Annotated in this window: 18 protein-coding genes and 1 pseudogene; 3 read left to right on the top strand and 16 right to left on the bottom strand. The window is 38.9% G+C overall.

What is annotated here, in order from left to right; genetic code table 11:
* Positions 1-232: 232 nt before the first annotated feature.
* The 7 genes from BMW45_RS15965 to BMW45_RS15940 form a co-directional block, all read right to left on the bottom strand.
* Positions 233-676 (bottom strand): SHOCT-like domain-containing protein, encoded by a 444-nt coding sequence (locus tag BMW45_RS15965; protein WP_025233946.1) that lies wholly within the window; start codon positions 674-676, stop codon positions 233-235.
* Positions 677-695: 19 nt separating this feature from the next.
* Positions 696-1,085 (bottom strand): DUF2089 domain-containing protein, encoded by a 390-nt coding sequence (locus tag BMW45_RS15960; protein ID WP_025233947.1) that lies wholly within the window; start codon positions 1,083-1,085, stop codon positions 696-698.
* Positions 1,086-1,584: 499 nt separating this feature from the next.
* Positions 1,585-2,868 (bottom strand): 4Fe-4S dicluster domain-containing protein, encoded by a 1,284-nt coding sequence (locus tag BMW45_RS15955; protein WP_092245645.1) that lies wholly within the window; start codon positions 2,866-2,868, stop codon positions 1,585-1,587.
* Positions 2,869-2,915: 47 nt separating this feature from the next.
* Entirely contained in the window at positions 2,916-3,425 is a 510-nt protein-coding gene (locus BMW45_RS15950) for a GNAT family N-acetyltransferase (RefSeq protein ID WP_092245642.1), read from the bottom strand.
* Between the two features lie 60 nt (positions 3,426-3,485).
* Positions 3,486-3,713 (bottom strand): GNAT family N-acetyltransferase, encoded by a 228-nt coding sequence (locus BMW45_RS28990; protein ID WP_278320792.1) that lies wholly within the window; start codon positions 3,711-3,713, stop codon positions 3,486-3,488.
* Positions 3,692-4,078: a (deoxy)nucleoside triphosphate pyrophosphohydrolase gene (locus tag BMW45_RS15945; protein WP_166433376.1), complete on the bottom strand. Its 387-nt coding sequence runs from the start codon at positions 4,076-4,078 to the stop codon at positions 3,692-3,694. The genes BMW45_RS28990 and BMW45_RS15945 overlap by 22 nt, the downstream gene beginning before the upstream one ends.
* 83 nt (positions 4,079-4,161) lie before the next feature.
* The gene (locus tag BMW45_RS15940; RefSeq protein ID WP_092245637.1) at positions 4,162-4,989 is read right to left on the bottom strand and encodes a MerR family DNA-binding transcriptional regulator; all 828 of its coding nucleotides are present in this window, start codon (positions 4,987-4,989) and stop codon (positions 4,162-4,164) included.
* Positions 4,990-5,091: 102 nt separating this feature from the next.
* On the opposite strand from BMW45_RS15940, the gene BMW45_RS15935 reads away from it, so the two are divergent.
* On the top strand, positions 5,092-5,718 hold the full coding sequence (locus BMW45_RS15935; protein ID WP_092245634.1) for a GNAT family N-acetyltransferase: 627 nt from the start codon (positions 5,092-5,094) through the stop codon (positions 5,716-5,718).
* A 17-nt stretch (positions 5,719-5,735) separates the two neighbouring features.
* Here BMW45_RS15935 and BMW45_RS15930 read toward each other — a convergent pair whose 3' ends face one another.
* Entirely contained in the window at positions 5,736-6,590 is an 855-nt protein-coding gene (locus tag BMW45_RS15930; RefSeq protein ID WP_092245631.1) for an AraC family transcriptional regulator, read from the bottom strand.
* Between the two features lie 154 nt (positions 6,591-6,744).
* Here BMW45_RS15930 and BMW45_RS15925 point away from each other — a divergent pair, with 154 nt between their 5' ends.
* Complete coding sequence (locus tag BMW45_RS15925; protein WP_092245628.1) at positions 6,745-7,908, top strand: epoxide hydrolase family protein; 1,164 nt, start codon at positions 6,745-6,747, stop codon at positions 7,906-7,908.
* A gap of 202 nt (positions 7,909-8,110) precedes the next feature.
* Here BMW45_RS15925 and BMW45_RS15920 read toward each other — a convergent pair whose 3' ends face one another.
* The 8 genes and pseudogenes from BMW45_RS15920 to BMW45_RS15890 all read right to left on the bottom strand — a co-directional run bounded on the left by BMW45_RS15920 (position 8,111) and on the right by BMW45_RS15890 (position 15,188).
* Entirely contained in the window at positions 8,111-8,644 is a 534-nt protein-coding gene (locus tag BMW45_RS15920; RefSeq protein WP_092245625.1) for a GNAT family N-acetyltransferase, read from the bottom strand.
* Positions 8,645-8,687: 43 nt separating this feature from the next.
* Positions 8,688-9,935, bottom strand: coding sequence for a flavodoxin family protein (locus BMW45_RS15915; RefSeq protein ID WP_092245622.1), 1,248 nt, complete (start codon positions 9,933-9,935; stop codon positions 8,688-8,690).
* On the bottom strand, positions 9,932-10,486 hold the full coding sequence (locus tag BMW45_RS15910) for a PadR family transcriptional regulator (RefSeq protein WP_092245619.1): 555 nt from the start codon (positions 10,484-10,486) through the stop codon (positions 9,932-9,934). The genes BMW45_RS15915 and BMW45_RS15910 overlap by 4 nt, the downstream gene beginning before the upstream one ends.
* Before the next feature lie 399 nt (positions 10,487-10,885).
* On the bottom strand, positions 10,886-11,023 hold the full coding sequence (locus BMW45_RS28520; RefSeq protein ID WP_242883062.1) for a YciI family protein: 138 nt from the start codon (positions 11,021-11,023) through the stop codon (positions 10,886-10,888).
* Positions 11,023-11,412: a hypothetical protein gene (locus BMW45_RS15900; protein ID WP_242883059.1), complete on the bottom strand. Its 390-nt coding sequence runs from the start codon at positions 11,410-11,412 to the stop codon at positions 11,023-11,025. The genes BMW45_RS28520 and BMW45_RS15900 overlap by 1 nt, the downstream gene beginning before the upstream one ends.
* A 437-nt stretch (positions 11,413-11,849) precedes the next feature.
* Positions 11,850-12,404 (bottom strand): hypothetical protein, encoded by a 555-nt coding sequence (locus BMW45_RS28515; protein WP_242883057.1) that lies wholly within the window; start codon positions 12,402-12,404, stop codon positions 11,850-11,852.
* Between the two features lie 20 nt (positions 12,405-12,424).
* Positions 12,425-13,390 (bottom strand): annotated as a pseudogene (locus BMW45_RS29105) (collagen-binding domain-containing protein); the annotation flags it as partial.
* Between the two features lie 346 nt (positions 13,391-13,736).
* Positions 13,737-15,188: a DEAD/DEAH box helicase gene (locus BMW45_RS15890; protein WP_092245614.1), complete on the bottom strand. Its 1,452-nt coding sequence runs from the start codon at positions 15,186-15,188 to the stop codon at positions 13,737-13,739.
* Between the two features lie 262 nt (positions 15,189-15,450).
* On the opposite strand from BMW45_RS15890, the gene rsmH reads away from it, so the two are divergent.
* The gene (gene rsmH, locus BMW45_RS15885; protein ID WP_092245611.1) at positions 15,451-16,500 is read left to right on the top strand and encodes a 16S rRNA (cytosine(1402)-N(4))-methyltransferase RsmH; all 1,050 of its coding nucleotides are present in this window, start codon (positions 15,451-15,453) and stop codon (positions 16,498-16,500) included.
* Positions 16,501-16,729: the final 229 nt, after the last annotated feature.

Raw genomic sequence — 16,729 nt, 5'->3', positions numbered from 1 at the left:
TAATGAATCCAGCAGCTTCATGGCTGCAATATTGAGCACTTTCACTGAATGGATGGTGATTGAGGAGGATGAGCCGGGATCAGGCACTTTCGGTACAAAGAAACATGCGACAGTCAGTAAATCCTGAAAACAGTCCAATAATTCCTGAAAAATATACAGGGGAATGGGAAAGGGAATTCTTATGAACCTTCTGTTCTCAATCTGGAGCTTGATCCGCAAAAAATGACAGCCCTTAATCGACATATACTTTCACCTTTACCATTGCTTTATGGCTTTCATCCCAGGCTTCCACATCAACGATATTCGGATCATCCAAGGTGCCGTTTATGATCTCTTCGATTATCTTTGCAAAATCGATGCTGGAAATATCGATCCCCTTTGCTTCCATCTCTCTTCTGGCATCAGCAGGAACCATAGTAGTCATCTTATCAGCGATTTCACTGATCGTAGTCAGCAATCGTAACGGTATATTTACGTTAACATTAACGGAATTGTCATCCGACGTTACTTTTACTTTAAGGAACTTATAGTTTCGTCTTGCAGCTGTTACAGTTTCAACCCTTTGGATTGCTTCCGTTCCCTTAGTCACATTCAGAGCTTCCAAAAGCTCCATGCCTTCTGCAGCGGTAATCTGCCCTTTTTCTATCATTTCCAGTATTTTTTGTTGTTCACTCATGGACTGACCCTCCTATTAATTATAGATTTTTAATTCGTTCCGTTGCTTCCTTTGGGGAGATTTCACCTTTTGATAATTGGTCAAGAATTTCATTCCTGGCGGTTGCCTTATCTTCATTCTCCTTCATTGATTCTTTTGATGATACTTCATACCCAAGGCCTCTTATGACCGAATCCAGTTTACCCCGGACCGTGGGATAAGAGATGCCCAGTTCTTTCTCAACATCCTTGATATTACCGCGGCATCTTATGAATACCTTGACAAACTCGAGATCCTCTTCTGGAAGACGGCAGAATTCACAAGGCTGGAAATCGCCTTCAATGGCTGTAGAACACCTGGGACAGCTTAGCTTGGTTATGGAAAGCTTCTCACCACATACGGGACATTTACCCGGAGCTTTGTATTTCATATTTTCACCTTTCTGATGTAGTATTTGATTATAATATACAACCGTAAATTAAATATGTCAATATATAAATCAATAATATTAATATTATTATTAAAATAGTTGATTCAAATGTCAAATATATTAAATCAGTCTTTTAAGAATATTAATAAAGCCTGCCCATTTGATAATAAAAATCCACCATATGCTCTTTCGTGTCATTTTTTCCTTAAAAATTCTATTATTCTTTAAACTTACTGATATCACTTGATAATCTACTGTTAGATTATGTGATTATGCAGTCAATCTTGCCTTTAACAGCCTTCCTAAACATAATATCAAGTTTTCTGGAATCAACATGCTTTTATTGTACATGTTCGCTCATGCTACTTTAGATATCCTTTCTGCATCTTTGTAAAAAGAGGCTAAGTTTAAAGGTCCCTAAAGCTGACCTAAAAACTTAGCCTTTTGATTTTTTGTAAGCTATATCTTGAAATTACTCCTCATTTTTTCTGCATACATTTTATGACCTTTTTGTGCTTTTATTTGACAGCAATTTATCCAAATATATGGATTTAAACTGTTTGCTAGCCATCATCTGCTTTAATGGGGGTAATTTAAGTATAACACCAAGTACTGCTGCCATCGCACGATGATTGTTAAATGCCTGATTATCAAATATGAGATTTTGGAGGGTTCCCTTTTCGATTGCTTGCAGCACAAATCTATGAGTACTATTTACCGGTGTAATGACTTGTACCTCTCTTCGCACTAATTCAATGGCATTTTTAGGACAGCTCCGCACACATACACCACAGCCAAGACATACCTCCTCGTCCACCTGAGCTGCAGCTTTCCCCTCTTTGTTTTTTTGCATGGAAATAGCCAATACCGGACATACCTTTGCACATTTACCACATCCTATACATTGTTCCGAAATCTTAGGTATAAAATTTGTAGTAGCCACAGGCTGCATTGGACTGAATTTTCTTGCTGCCTGCAAAGCTTCGCAACAGCAACCGCAGCAATTGCAGATAAAAGCCGGAGCTTCACGAACATTTTCGCCAATTTGTACAAGATTTGCTGCATAAGAACGTTCTAATACATCCATTGCTTCTTTCTTATCAATTAATCTTGCATGCTGTCCATTTTCTGCAAGAGAACGGGCCACATTTCCAAGGGTGAGGCAAACATCCAGCGGGGCATTTATTTCACATGGATGGCCTGCATGCAGCATCTTATGCCTGCAATAACAGGTTCCAAGGCCTATATAAGCTGCATCTTCAATTATATGACTGGCTCTTTCATAATCCAAAATATGAATTGTGTTTTCACTTGTCAGGACCGGCTCCTGAACATAGACTCGTCCAAGATACGTCTCTGTTGCGAAAAATAAATCCTTAACAAAATCTTCTTCTACATTCATGTATTGATAATACAATTCACTTAAATATTTCTGATCAATATCGCCTCTTGTGCGCATCAATGCAAATTCAATGAACCCTGCCATTGGCGGCGGCATAACAAATTGACGTACCCCATTATAAAATGAATCCACAAGTAACGCTTTCTCGCAAAGATGTTCTAAAAAAGCTTCTGCTTTCCATTCACTGGTGTTCCATATTTTAGCTGCTTTTTTTGCTGTAAATGGACGAACCGGCAATAATGCGACCCATTTAGCTTCCTTTTCTGTATATAGAACCTGCAAAATTTTATATAGGCTTTCCGTTGGCGGAGCCCCTTGTGTGAACCAATTGATTCTTTCTTCTAAATTCTTATAGGCATCTTTGCTTGTAATATGTCCCATGGATTCACCTTCCTAATATCAAGTATGGATCGTGTATATATAATTTATCAATCTTCTTTAATCAGTGCATACATTTTCATATCGAGAATAACCCCATTTTTTATTGCATTCTTTCTCAAGATACCTTCACATTGGAAACCGGCCTTTTCAAGAATATGGCAAGATGCATTATTATAAGCAAAGGGTTCTGCAAATATCCTGATAATATCCGTATTTTCAAAAATATACCTGCAGGTCTGTTCCACTGCACTTGTGCCAATTCCTTTCCCCCAATAGGATTCTGCTATATAATAACCCATTTCAGCACTTCTGAAATGAATGTTGTTACAGCGGAACACTCCAATGCTTCCGATCGCTTTATCATCTACCGTAATTGCAAAAGCATATGTCTCATCCTTGTCCGCCGATAACATAGAAGTAATGTATTCTTTCGCATTTTCAACGGTATAGGGATAAGGCAGCCCATCTCTTAGGTTATCCTGGATTTTTTTGTTATTTATCACTAATGCTAAATTTTCGGCATCCTCTATCTGCCATTCCCGTATTTTACACTCCATTTATATATCTCCCTTCCAACTGGAATTCATCTCAGAAAAGATACTCCATTATGAACTCCTTCATAGTTTCATCAATAATTTTGAATCCTGCCTTATGATACATACGCACCGCATAATTGTCCTTTTGTACGTAAGTGATGCTTTTTTATATCCCTTGCATTTAAGTAACTTCAGCATTCGCTTCATCAATTCGGTTCCAATACCAAACCCACGATATTTTTTGTTTAGAGAGATTGAAACCTCTGGTATATCATCGTGTTGTTTTTTCAGACGAGTCCCTCCAAACACCCCTGCTGCACCAATAATTCATCCACTGGCGCCAGCTTATACTTATGCAGCTGCTCCTTCTCCACCCATGCAGTTTCACTATGCACACTGAGTCGGAAGTTTTCATCTAATAAAACTGCCTTGTACAAAACCATCATATATTCTTTTCTATCAACAAAAAACTGCTGTTCACCAAGACACTCTTCTATCTTGAGTTTCACAGATAATTCTTCCATAATTTCTCTCTTTAAGCATTCTGCATCTGTTTCATTACCTTCTACTTTTCCACCTGGAAATTCCCAATAGCCTGCCAGCGATCCGTAATTGCGCCTCGCTATAAAAGTCTTACCTTCTTTTACAATGGCTGCCGCTATAATTCTATTCATACTAATCACCTCAAGCTCATTATACAACATACCTGCCATTTATTTCCACCCCGGGAAAATCTGATTCTAACACATAAACAGAATTATGCTGGGTTATGGGGAAAGTATATTTCTACAAAATACTCATGGTCCATACTTTTATGAGGCAACGCAAATCGAAATTTAATTAACAAAACGGTATCGTGCAAATCAAAATGACGGCATAATTCATATAGATATTCCACTAAATCTTTTTGAGTTCCCCAAAATGAAATGATTCCATAACAACCGGCTACGTGGTGCCGCGATACAAAATCAGACTTAGATGCAAATTCTAAACTCCTTTGCAATATCTTCGTATTTATCATATTGTCAAGAACGGAAAGTCCGATTGTCTCGCCGTTTTCTACAATTGTTCCGTTTGCTTTAACATGATAAGAAAACCATTGCTCAAAAGATTCCATTCCATCTATTTGATGCAGGATTGTATTTTCACCTAGAAGTGTTTGCAAATCCACGTTGTAAATAGTCAAATTCATATCTTTATTAATGGTAACGGTAGAAAAGCTGTAATCATTTTTAAATTCAGTGATCGTTTTCAGTAGTTCCAGCATACCCTCCGTATATTGCCCAAGCTGGTTTAATATCTTTTGTTTTTCATAGATGCGGCTGCTCTGTTCTTGTATCATGGACAAATATCCATTAATGCTTTCCGAATCTATTTTTTCCTTCATTTGATCCAGGGGGATTTCAGTATATTTTCCTACCAGAATCATTTCTAAAATATCCAGATGTTCCAGAGAATAATACCGGTAACCACTTTGGGAATCAACGATTGGTTCAAGCAACCCCTTTCGATCATAGTGGCGTAAAGTATCCAAAGATATACCATACAATTTACTTACTTGTCCTATACGTAACAATCCGTGCATCTTGCCCTCCTTAAAATTGAATTGAGCCATTGACTCTTGAGCCGCTCAAGGGTTTATGGTAAGTATAGTACCTAAATAATCGTTTGTAAAGGAAGGCCTGTCATGGATCATATTATTATTGAAGAGTATCAAGACAAAGATTTCGAAAGCGTAATTTCCTTATTAGTTCATTCTTTTAACAGCAAGTTTTGCCATCGTCAGAATTTAAGCGTTAGCGAAATAAAAGATATTATATATGCTTCTTGGGATTTAAAAGCCGGTGATCCCTCCTATCTCCATTTTGTTGCAAGACAAAATCAGAATATTGTTGGAGTGATATTAATACTCTGCGGTAAAAAAGAAAAAGGAAATAAAAGAATACCGGTCATTTCCTTATGCAAAAGGTACGGCGTCATTAATACCGTACTGCTGTTTTTTAAAATGCTGCTGCTAGATGCTAACACGCCAAATGAATGCTATATAGAGCACATCGCAGTTAGTGAGGCATTACGTGGGAAAGGAATTGGCAGGCTGCTGCTTCAACACGCCGAACAGGCATTATTGGATCGGGGCCATGCTACTTGGTCATTAGCGGTTGCTGAAGATAATTCTGCAAAAAACCTTTATTCCATGTTAGGATTTAAAGAAATAAAAAAGATAAAAAGCCCCTTAAAAGGATTTTTTGTCGGAACATGTCAGTGGACTTTTATGCGGAAGAATTTTTATCCTGAACTGAAAAAGAAGCATTGAATATGAGAGCAATCCTCTTATAAAGATGCGGCATGCTCACGGCAAAAATTCCGATATGATGTAGGGGATAGCCCTCTTTTAGCTGTAAATTGTTTTATAAAGTAAGTGTCATATTCAAATCCTGTTGAACGTGCAATTTCATTGAGACTCATGTCTGTGTGGATCAGAAGATCCCCTGCTACCTGCATTCGGTACAACTGCAAATAGCCCATTGCTGTACAACCGCATCTTTCTTTAAACAGTTCATTTAAAGATACCCGGTTTAAGTGTGCACAGCTGGTTAAGTCCTCCAATATAATTTTATTTGAATAATTCGTGTATATATATTCTAGTACTACATCAACTGGTGATTGTTCCGCCTGGTGGCTTAGATTTTCAAGCAAACCCAATATTTGTATAAGGTATTTTTTTATTCTGCATACCCAAAGTGCATCGCTTTGGGCAGACACTTCTGTTCCAAGCACAAAAAACCACTCAAATAACTGCGGATATGCTTTAGCGGTTACAAGGGGTACCCCGGTTTGTGTATGATCTCGGCGAAAAAGTGAAAGACCGGTTTGTATTCTTAAATTAGTTGAAACGTTGTCCAACTTTTCAGAAATTCGTGTACTGTTTAAAAAATCCGTATGAAAGCTGAAGGATTGTGCTGATACTTTGTTACTGTCAGATATTTTTATTGTATCTTCTTTCGACAAACACAAAACACCTGGTGCAGATATTTTCATTGGGCGGTCATTCAATATCCCTGTGATACTTCCATCCGTAATAAAAATAATTGTAAAACGCTCCTTATATGGAAGAGTTTTAAAGTCCTCGGCAGTAACAAATTCAATCTTTACTGTCCGGTTTTTATGACGGTCAAATTGAGGCATAGCAGTCTACCCCCTCTCTGCAGATAGTATAGTTAGAAACTACATTTCTCTCATTGTATCATATTTTTAAAATGGTACACTTTAAATATAATTAATTTTTCATCAAATTATGGTAAAACATTTGCATGAACCTATAAATGAAGGGAGAAAAATAATGGACATTGAACGTTTTCATATCCAAATATCCAATGAAACATTAGATGACCTAAAATACAGGCTGGAGCATGTTCGCTGGCCAGACCAATTTGTAAACACCAGCTGGGAACGAGGGACTGAAATTGGTTACTTAAAATCTCTGATTACGTATTGGCGGGATCAGTATGATTGGCGCGCACAGGAAGCCGAATTAAACCGCTTTTCTCAGTTTCAAAGTGATATCGATGGTATCAATGTGCACTTCATTCACGAACGCGGTAAGGGGCCGTGCCCTTTGCCAATTATTCTTACTCACGGCTGGCCTGACAGTTATTTGCGTTACCGGAAGATTATCCCTCTTCTCACTGATCCGGCTCGTCACGGCGGTGACCCGGAAGACTCTTTCGATGTAATCGTCCCTTCCATACCTGGATTTGGTTTTTCCAGTCGCCCTGAGCATGGCGGTGTGAACAATTGTCGGGTTTCTGAGCTTTGGTCTAAACTAATGACCGAAAAACTCGGCTATGAAAAGTTTGCTGCTGCAGGCGGAGATATGGGATCTGGTGTTACGAGATATTTAGCCTTAAACCATCCGGAGCTTCTATACGGTATTCACCTGACAGACATCGGAATAATCAGAAGTCTCGTATATACGAAAGAACAAGAGGATCTTTCGGAAGAAGAGCTGCAGTACAAAAGAAATGCGCAGGAATGGATTTCCAATGAGGGAGCCTATATGTCGATTCAATCCACAAAACCTCAAACCATTTCCTACGGACTTTCCGACTCACCAGTTGGTTTGGCTGGTTGGATTATTGAAAAATTCCGTTCATGGAGCGATTGTAACGGCGACCTTCGACAAAGGTTTAGCGAGGATGAACTACTCACGAATATAATGATCTATTGGGTTACTAATACTATAGGGTCATCAGCTAATATGTATTATGAAAACGTGCATTCTTTGCCTTTGATGGGGCGCATAGAGGTTCCCACAGGCATTGCCCTTTTCCCGGCTGATGTCTTATTGCCACCTAAAAAATGGGCTGAGCAAAATCTGAATATAACCCGCTGGACTTCAATGCCTCGCGGCGGACATTTTACTGCTATGGAGGAACCCGAAGTTATGGCCGATGATATTCGCGCATTCTTCAGACCATTTAGAACGAAAAATACAACGAAATAATAAATTCCCGGATTCATAAATTCTTGGGTTAATAGGAACTAACGCCGAGCAGCATGGAGGCTGCTCGGCGTAATGCGCTTGTTTTATCTTCCTTAATCCGTAAAATCTGGAATTCTTGATAAAACCTATTATAACTTTCCTCTCAGGCTATACAAATAAAATCTATTGATTTTTATAAAGCACAATTAAATTGTGAATTCCTCTAATCTTCTATTGAAACCGGCACCCCGATTTCATAGGACGGATGATACAATCCCGTCGGTTCATAAAAATTCAAACCAATATATTGAAAACCCAGTCTCAAGAGCAGCTTTTCTGAAGCCTTATTTTGCGGATGATGTCCTGCATACAATTTAACTGTCTTTAAAATATCAAAACTGTAATTTATGACGGCTCTTGCTGCCTCAGAGGCATATCCCATGCCCCAGTATTTTTTTCGTAGATGAGAACCAAACTCATAGGAATGCGTATCCGTTTTAAAGGGGCGGATACCGCAACAGCCAATCAGTTCATCTGTAGCAAGCTCAAAAATAGGCCAATACTGTATATGAAACTCCTCATCATTATGAATTTCAGTATCCAGGCGGTTAACGATATCCTGACGTGTAAACTTTCCGGAAGCGCAAATAAACTGTGTGACCTCTTTATCTCCCCATAGCTGAGCAGCCAAATCCAAATCGGAAGCACTCCACTTCGAGAAACCAATCCGGTTTGTTTTTAGAAAATACTCTCGCATCGTACAATTCCTCCCTTACTATAAAAAACTTCCCCACTTGTTTTCATTCCGTATATGGTTTTGCAAATCTTTTTTCATAAGCACCATTCTTCTTAAGATTGAAATCCCAATAGTAGTTCGTTAATCCGGTTAATGAGAATATAGAAAATAATAATTGAGTCCCTTTTGAAAGATACTCTGATTTTTCATATTCTTTTTTCAGGTTTAAATCCATGATTCCTTTGCTGGCATATGTTCTTCCTATTAACTCCATTTGATCAAAGAACTTTTTGTTGGCATTTTCTGGTTTCATTTGGATACCTTCCACACCGCCTTTTATAATGGTTCCGTCAAAGGATACCCCCAGCCTTTTTGTAATTAGTTCAAGATAAGGTCTCAAATAGTACGACTGACTAGTCTCTGGAAAACCGGACTGAACTAAAAATGCCATATGTACCTCTTTATCGTTAATTGGCTTTAGTAGTTCAAAGAATTTCATTACTGATCCCGGCATAGCGTGAACATAAAGCGGAAATACAAATAAATTATTTTCAACGGAGCTGAAATTCTCAGCCCAATTTTTCTGTTCTTTTATATTTATCAAATTCCTAACTTCTATATTTTCTGCTCCCTGTGCCTTCATTCCCATTATTATCTTTTCAATGATCAGTTTACTGTTAGAATGATTCCCCCTTGGAGATCCATTATAAATCACCCATTTGCCGCTTGGTTTTCTTTCAATAACTTCCTTTGACAAAACCTCAGCCATAAGCTTTGTGCTTTCTAAGTCAGCTGTTTGTATGCTTTCATTTTCATACAATATTTCTTTACAAGGGCTTTGGAAATGGTATGCCATGCGGGTGAGATAGTCCTTTATGATTTTCACTTCCTCTGTACTTAACCCACTCTTTTCAAAATAGAAGTTCATAACAGGATATTTATCATATCGTTTCAAGTGACAGCATTCACCATTTCTTAATTTAATGTAGGGTAGATAATGTTGAATTAATCGATCCAGAAATGTTTTTCCCTTTCCATCAATAAATCCATTTGCTGTATGAAACAAAATAACTACTTCATCACTGTTTATATAGTCCTTATACAATTTAAATGCATCATCGTTCAACGCACATTTTCCAGGGGTCTTCCACCAGCAGCTCCAACAACCGATACAATCCTTCATTTCGGTATCCATAGAATGATAGATGACTACCTCTGTTTCCTTTTTTGTTTCCAGATAGTAATTCTTAATTTCCTGAGCCAGTGATTCATTTCTATTGTTTTGTCCTAAATCAAAAATTGATATTTTCATGACTCCCCCTCTATCCTTTTAAAATAATCTTCAAACCACTTTATCACAAAGCTGGTATACGCAAGGCCAAACGCAAGAGCATCATTTTCATATTTTGCCGGTCTGTGGTTTTCCAGAGATCCCCCCATTTCCTCAAGGCGCAAATTCCCTTCATCTCTAATGTTTACAAGGTCTTTCTGCATATTTTTAAAGTTCTTAATATGGATGCTAATCGATTCCAACCGTTCCTCTTTGTTTAATTCATTAAAGAATAGCATCTTTAGCAATTGTGTGGACTTATACTTATCAAAACCCAAATCCTGTCTCATCAGCATGCTAAATCGTTCTCTTCCAGAATCCGTAATTCTGTATAACTTTTTTGTCCTATTATTTTTAACTTCCTCTTTTGAAGTTATATATCCATTCTTCTCAAGTTTCACTAAAGCCGGATGGATTGCGCCTTGACTTGTACTTGCAAAATATTCGGTGCTTCTTTCCATTCCCTTTTTTATGTCGTATAAGGTAAGAGGATTATTATAAGATAAAAATCCTAAAATAATTAACTCTATCATGCAATTACTCCTTTATAAAGTTGTAGGTTATATGTCGTTTAGACATATAAAAACATTACTCCAATTTCTATATTTTGTCAAGAATATATTAAAATCCCTCGATATGTTTTCATAAACACATATCGAGGGATAAAAACAAGACGAAATATTAACTTTTATAATACAGTATCCGTGAACCCTAGTATTTTCAAGACTTTAAAAGCTGCACACTTTTGAAATCAATACCAAGGGTTCCATGTTTTGATCCGTCAAAAATGATCCGAATGCCAGTTTATTCTCCCAAAAGGTAATTGTTTTCGTCATTAGCTGGTTCCAGCGTTCTGATTTCAAAAGATTTACATCCGGAAGCAATGAAAGGATCTGATTTCGCAATCTTCGTTGCTTCTGCCAAATCTTCAGCTAAACGGGGTAATCGATAAAAGGCCCGCAAAATACAAGTCTGCCTTGATTCTTTAATTCTTTTAGATGATCCACATGACTCTTTATGAGTTCCTTATTTAATGGTTTTACATTATTCATCAAATATATATACGTCATTACTCTTCCTCCTTAAATACTCCATATCCCTCAGGTGCGGGGATCGCATTTTCCGATGCACGGCTAACTGCCTCCCATTCCTCCCAAGCATTCATACGTTTCTTTAATGCGTCCATTGCCAAATCATAAACCATGCTGCCTAGGATAAGCCGCAGGGGAGGATTATCACTATCTGCTAATTTCATAAGGGCTTCCGCTGCCAAGGAAGGATCACTATCTGCCGAACCTTCGGAATACTGTTTGGCCAGTTCTTCGCGAAGTGTCCCGTATGAATCCAATGGATCGCTGTAGCTCATCGAAAGGTATAAATCTGTCCAGTAGCCTCCTGGTTCAACCATGGTAAGTTTCACTCCGAAATGTTCAGCTTCTTTTGCTAAAGCTTCACTCATTCCTTCCAGTTTCTGCCAGAGAACTGGCAGCATTTCCATTTCCAAAAGTAAGGCAAACCTTTAAAGGCAAAATTAAAAAAGCTGCTGCAATTAAGGTATACCTCCGCATGCAGCAGCTCTGATAAAATATAATAAACAGCAAATTGAAATAAAATTAATCAATCATAAAACAGGCTACGCCAACATTATTCAACGTAATGATTGGTTTACACCGGAATGTCTTGCAGCAGTTATCAGACATTCTTACTTTTAAGATATAAAAACCTTCAAAAGGAACTGTAAACTCAAAGCAGCCGCAACCATTGATCTGTACGCAGCACAGTAAGGTATCAATGTCTTTGCATCTCTCATATAACTTTACATCCCAATCATGGAAACTATTGCAGTAACAGCCCCAGACACAGCCCGCAATAATACAGGGTTTAATCAGGCATTCCTCACAAACAGGGCAGGGTTTCGGTTCCGGACACTCTGCAGGTATTGGTATTGGAATGGGAACAAATATGGTTTCCGGTTCCGGGCAGGCTGGGCATGGCTCCGGTATCGGGCATTCCGGACATGCAGGGCATGGTTCTGGTACCGGACATGGTGGACAAACCGGACACGCTGGACAGGGTTCTGGTACCGGACATGGTGGCGGTACCGGACATGGTGGACAAACCGGACACGCTGGACAGGGTTCTGGTACCGGGCACGCTGGGCAGGGCTCCGGGGTAGGGCATGGTGGTGGTACCGGACATGCTGGGCAGGGTTCCGGAGTAGGACAAGGTGGCGGTACTGGACACGCTGGGCAGGGTTCCGGGGTGGGGCAAGGTGGTGGTGCCGGACAGGGTGGTGGTGTCGGACAAGGGATTGGTGCCGGACAGGGTGGTGGTGTCGGACAAGGTTGTGGTGTCGGACAAGGTGTGGGTGCCGGACAAGGTGGGCATACCTGTTCTTCCTGTCCTGGTGATACCTGAGGTACTTCCGGAGCTGGTGCTGCAGCTGGACATATCACTCCTCCAATAAATGGGTAATAGTGAAATTCAAAGCCGCTCTCAGCATTTACGGCAAAAGATCCTAAGGCAGCATTGCCGCTTACATGGCCGCCTGTAGGATGAGCATGGAACATAGCCTGTGGTGCCAATATACTTCCCCAGATATCAGAAGACTTTTCCATATAAATATTAGTTGCATCCTCAAACACATACAATGTCTGATTAGTCTTACTTCTTTCCCCATAAACACCGTATTGCAAATGGGCATTTGCTCCTGTTCTCAGCCTTACAATAACTCTGCTTCCTTGTGGAACTTCTGCACGAATTCCTTTATTGATTAAACCATTTGGTCTTACATCGATAAGGAATACATTCTGTACAGGATCATTGCCCCTTAAAATCCACTCGTAATTATTATCCACTACATTTCCATTTGGAGTTAAAGACTCAATACAGTCTTTGTAGAAACCGATGCTTTCCCTGGCATCACTAAAAAATCTAGGTAAGTCAGCACCTATCCTGCTTGCAGGTATATATCTTGGTACGTCATAACTGGGAACCACATAGTGATCACCTTTATCTGATGGTGTCCAATATTGGCTGCCTCCATTGGCCTGGTACAAAAATTTCAGTTCTTGTATCCCATCATTCATTCCATCTTTTCCGATTAAATAGGTGCTTCCCTTGGCTGCACGGAATCCTCCGCCCACAACCACATGACCGATCACAACCAAAGGGCCGGTCATAGATACATTACCGCCAACTAAAAAGCGTACTAAATCCGGTGAGTAATTGACTGCTTTGTTACCTTTATTGGCAAAGCCAACACTCAAACCCCTGGGGCTGTAAAAACTTCCGCCTATTGCTACAGGCCCTTCAATATCTATAATGTTATTGGCATCATTAAATACAATAACATTAAATCTAGAGGCAGTACCAAAAGGCTGACCCGCAATATTATACCAATTTATATTATCATAAGGTAATCCTGCACTTGTCATTGCTTCATCACTATAGCTGATATTGTCCATATAAACTCCTGCAAGCTGCTCGATTTGCAACGCATTTTCATTCTCAATTCAGTTTATTCTAAAGGAATTGGTTCTGTGCAGTTTTCTATGCAATTGGACGAATTTTTATGTTAATTTTCTGAAATTCATAGGAATTTATGTAAATGTGGACATGAAAAGTATAAGACAATAAATCCATTTTTCCTGTGATCAAGCCTAAAATAGAAAAGAGATTGACCAATTAATCAGTCAATCTCTGAGGTTCACACGAACTGAAACCTGGACAGTGGGCTCAGTCCAGCTGGCATCTCAAAATTTCTTTCCATAATGCAGCATTTTATATTTTATCCACTGCCTTCGTCACCTTCAATTGTTTACCGCAAATCATTGTATTTTTCATTGCTTCCAGTACCAATGGGCCTTTCCCGTTTAATATTTCTATATAGGTAAGGGTATCTTGTATGGTTATTATTCCGATATCTTCTGCCTTCACACCTTCCAGATTGGATATGACTCCGACAAAATTAGTTGCTCTGAGTTTCTTTTTCTTTCCACCGTTGAAACGTAATTTCATTATATCCTTATTTAATTGATCACTTTTCATCTTTTTAATCTTAGGGGCCGTATTCATTTTATCATCAAAGGAAGGTTTTTGATTGGATACTTCCTCTTTGGAAGGTTTCGTTTTTTCCTGAATTATAAACCCGATAAGATTTTCGATTTCGTGCAGATATCTGGTTTGAGTCGGAACAACAAATGAGATGGCTTTTCCTTTTCGCCCTGCACGCCCTGTTCTTCCTGTGCGATGAACATAGTTTTCTTCATCCAATGGGATGTCATAGTTAATAACCAGAGAAATATTCTCTATATCTATCCCTCTTGCTGCTACATCTGTAGCTATTAAATATCGGTACTCTCCCCTTTTAAAACGCTTGATTGCAGATAATCGATCGTCTTGTTCCATGCCGCCATGCATTTTATTACAGGGATATCCTAAATCATTCAGACGATCACAAACCATATCCACTCGGTCCTTTGTACTGCAAAAGATGATACAGCTATCCGGATTTTCAATAATCATAACATCGGTCAGTAAGTCAAATTTTTCTTCTTCATCCGTAATATAAAGAACATGATTAATATCAGCCGTCACGATACCTTCCTCGCTGACATCTATATTGATAGGATCTCTCATATAATTTGATGATAAATTTTTTACTTCATCGGACATAGTAGCAGAATACAACATTGTCATCCGTTCTTCGGGCAGTTCTTTCATAATTTCTTCTACCTGTTCAATAAATCCCATATCCAGCATTCGGTCAGCTTCATCAATGACTAAGCAGTTAATCTTATTTAAAGGTAACGTACCTTTCTTAATATGATCCATGACACGCCCTGGTGTGCCAACAACTACATGTGTTTTTTGCTTCAAATCGGCTTTCTCAATAGAAAACTGGTGACCTCCGTAGATTGCTGCTGCTTTTATTCGTTTAAATCTGCCTATATTAGTAAAATCCTCTTTTACTTGAACAGCAAGCTCCCTTGTTGGAGTCAAAATAAGCGCTTGCGGTTTATTTTCCAGCCATTCAATAAATTCACATATCGGAATTACGTATGCGGCAGTCTTACCGCTGCCTGTCTGGGCTTTGACGATTAGATCATTTTTTTCCAAAGCGGCTGGAATGACTCTAGCCTGAACTTCCGTAGGTATATCATACTCCAGACCATTAAGCGCCTTTACAATATCCTCACTGATTATATAATTATGAAACTTTCTAACATCCATATCTAGCCTTTCTTTCCTCAATCTTGGGTAAGTTACGTGCTAACCCATTTTACATGAGAATACCGTTCAATGCAATAACTACTGTTTTATTAACTTCCATCCGAGGTAGGCTTGATTTTTCCTACAGATTCATATATTATGCATTTGCTATTATGACATGCATTTGATATCATGTAATGTGTAAGAATATTTAAAGCGGTTCGCTTCCCGGACGCTTTGGATCATAGATAAAAAATAGATATTTAAAAAGGTGGTAACAAAAATGGATAATCAAAAGCAAAAACATCAGCGTCGCCCAAGATATAAAGGCACTCACCCAAGATCTTTTAAAGATAAATATAAGGAACTGCAACCAGAATTATATGCTGATGCTGTGGCAAAGGTCATTCAAAAGGGAAATACTCCTGCTGGAATGCATCGCTCCATTTGTGTAAAAGAAATATTAGAAATTTTACAAATCGCCCCTGGCCAAACTGGATTAGATGCAACTTTAGGTTATGGCGGACATACTTTAGAGATGCTTAAATGCTTAGATTCAAAGGGGCATTTGTATGCTACTGATGTAGATCCTATTGAATTACCTAAAACCAGGGAGCGTTTGGAACACTTAGGTTTTGGCCCGGAAATTTTAACGGTCAGGCAAACAAACTTCTCCAATATAGATCAGATTACTTCCGAATCAGGACCATTGGATTTTATATTGGCAGATTTGGGCGTTTCTTCCATGCAAATAGACAATCCTGAAAGAGGATTTTCTTTTAAAACAGAGGGGCCGCTGGACCTACGGCTAAATCCATCGAAAGGTATCTCTGCAGCGGACCGCCTTAAAACCATTTCACAAGACGAATTAAATGGAATGCTGTTAGAAAACGCGGATGAGCCACATTCTGCTGAAATCTCTCGTGCCATTGTTACTGCAATAAAAAAAGGAGAAGAAATTATAACAACTAGTCAGCTTCAACAAATCATCAAAGATGCATTGAATTTCATTCCGGAAAAGGATAGAAACGAAGAAATAAAAAAATCCTGTCAAAGATGCTTTCAGGCGCTGCGAATTGATGTCAATAATGAATTTGAAGTGTTATATACATTTTTAGAAAAACTTCCTGATGCGATGGCTGTGGGCGGGCGTGTTGCGATCCTTACCTTTCATTCTGGCGAAGACCGCCTTGTTAAAAAATCATTTAAACGCCTCTATCGTGAAGGGATCTATAGAGAAATTGCTCCTGATGCTATTCGGCCATCGGCAGCCGAATGCAATTCCAATGGCCGCGCCCGATGCGCTAAATTGCGTTGGGCTATTAAAGCTTAATACGAACAGATAAGCCAAGGGGACATAATCGGGCTTGAAGCAGATTATTTAGCCGGTTTACTTTCTGGTAACCTAATGGCTAAAATGATCTGCGAAAAATCACTATTAGTTTAAGTTTTTTCACTTAATTCTCTTTTCTAAATAAGGATAGACGTGAGCTCACTTTCACTCACGTCTTTTTCTGATTTCTATTCTATTTACTAATCAACACGTTGCAACAAGCATACAT

This window comes from Lacrimispora sphenoides, from assembly GCF_900105215.1.
Lineage (GTDB): Bacteria > Bacillota > Clostridia > Lachnospirales > Lachnospiraceae > Lacrimispora > Lacrimispora sphenoides_A.
The sequence above is the reverse complement of the archived record's forward strand: the minus strand, read 5'-3'. Positions and strand labels throughout refer to the sequence as shown.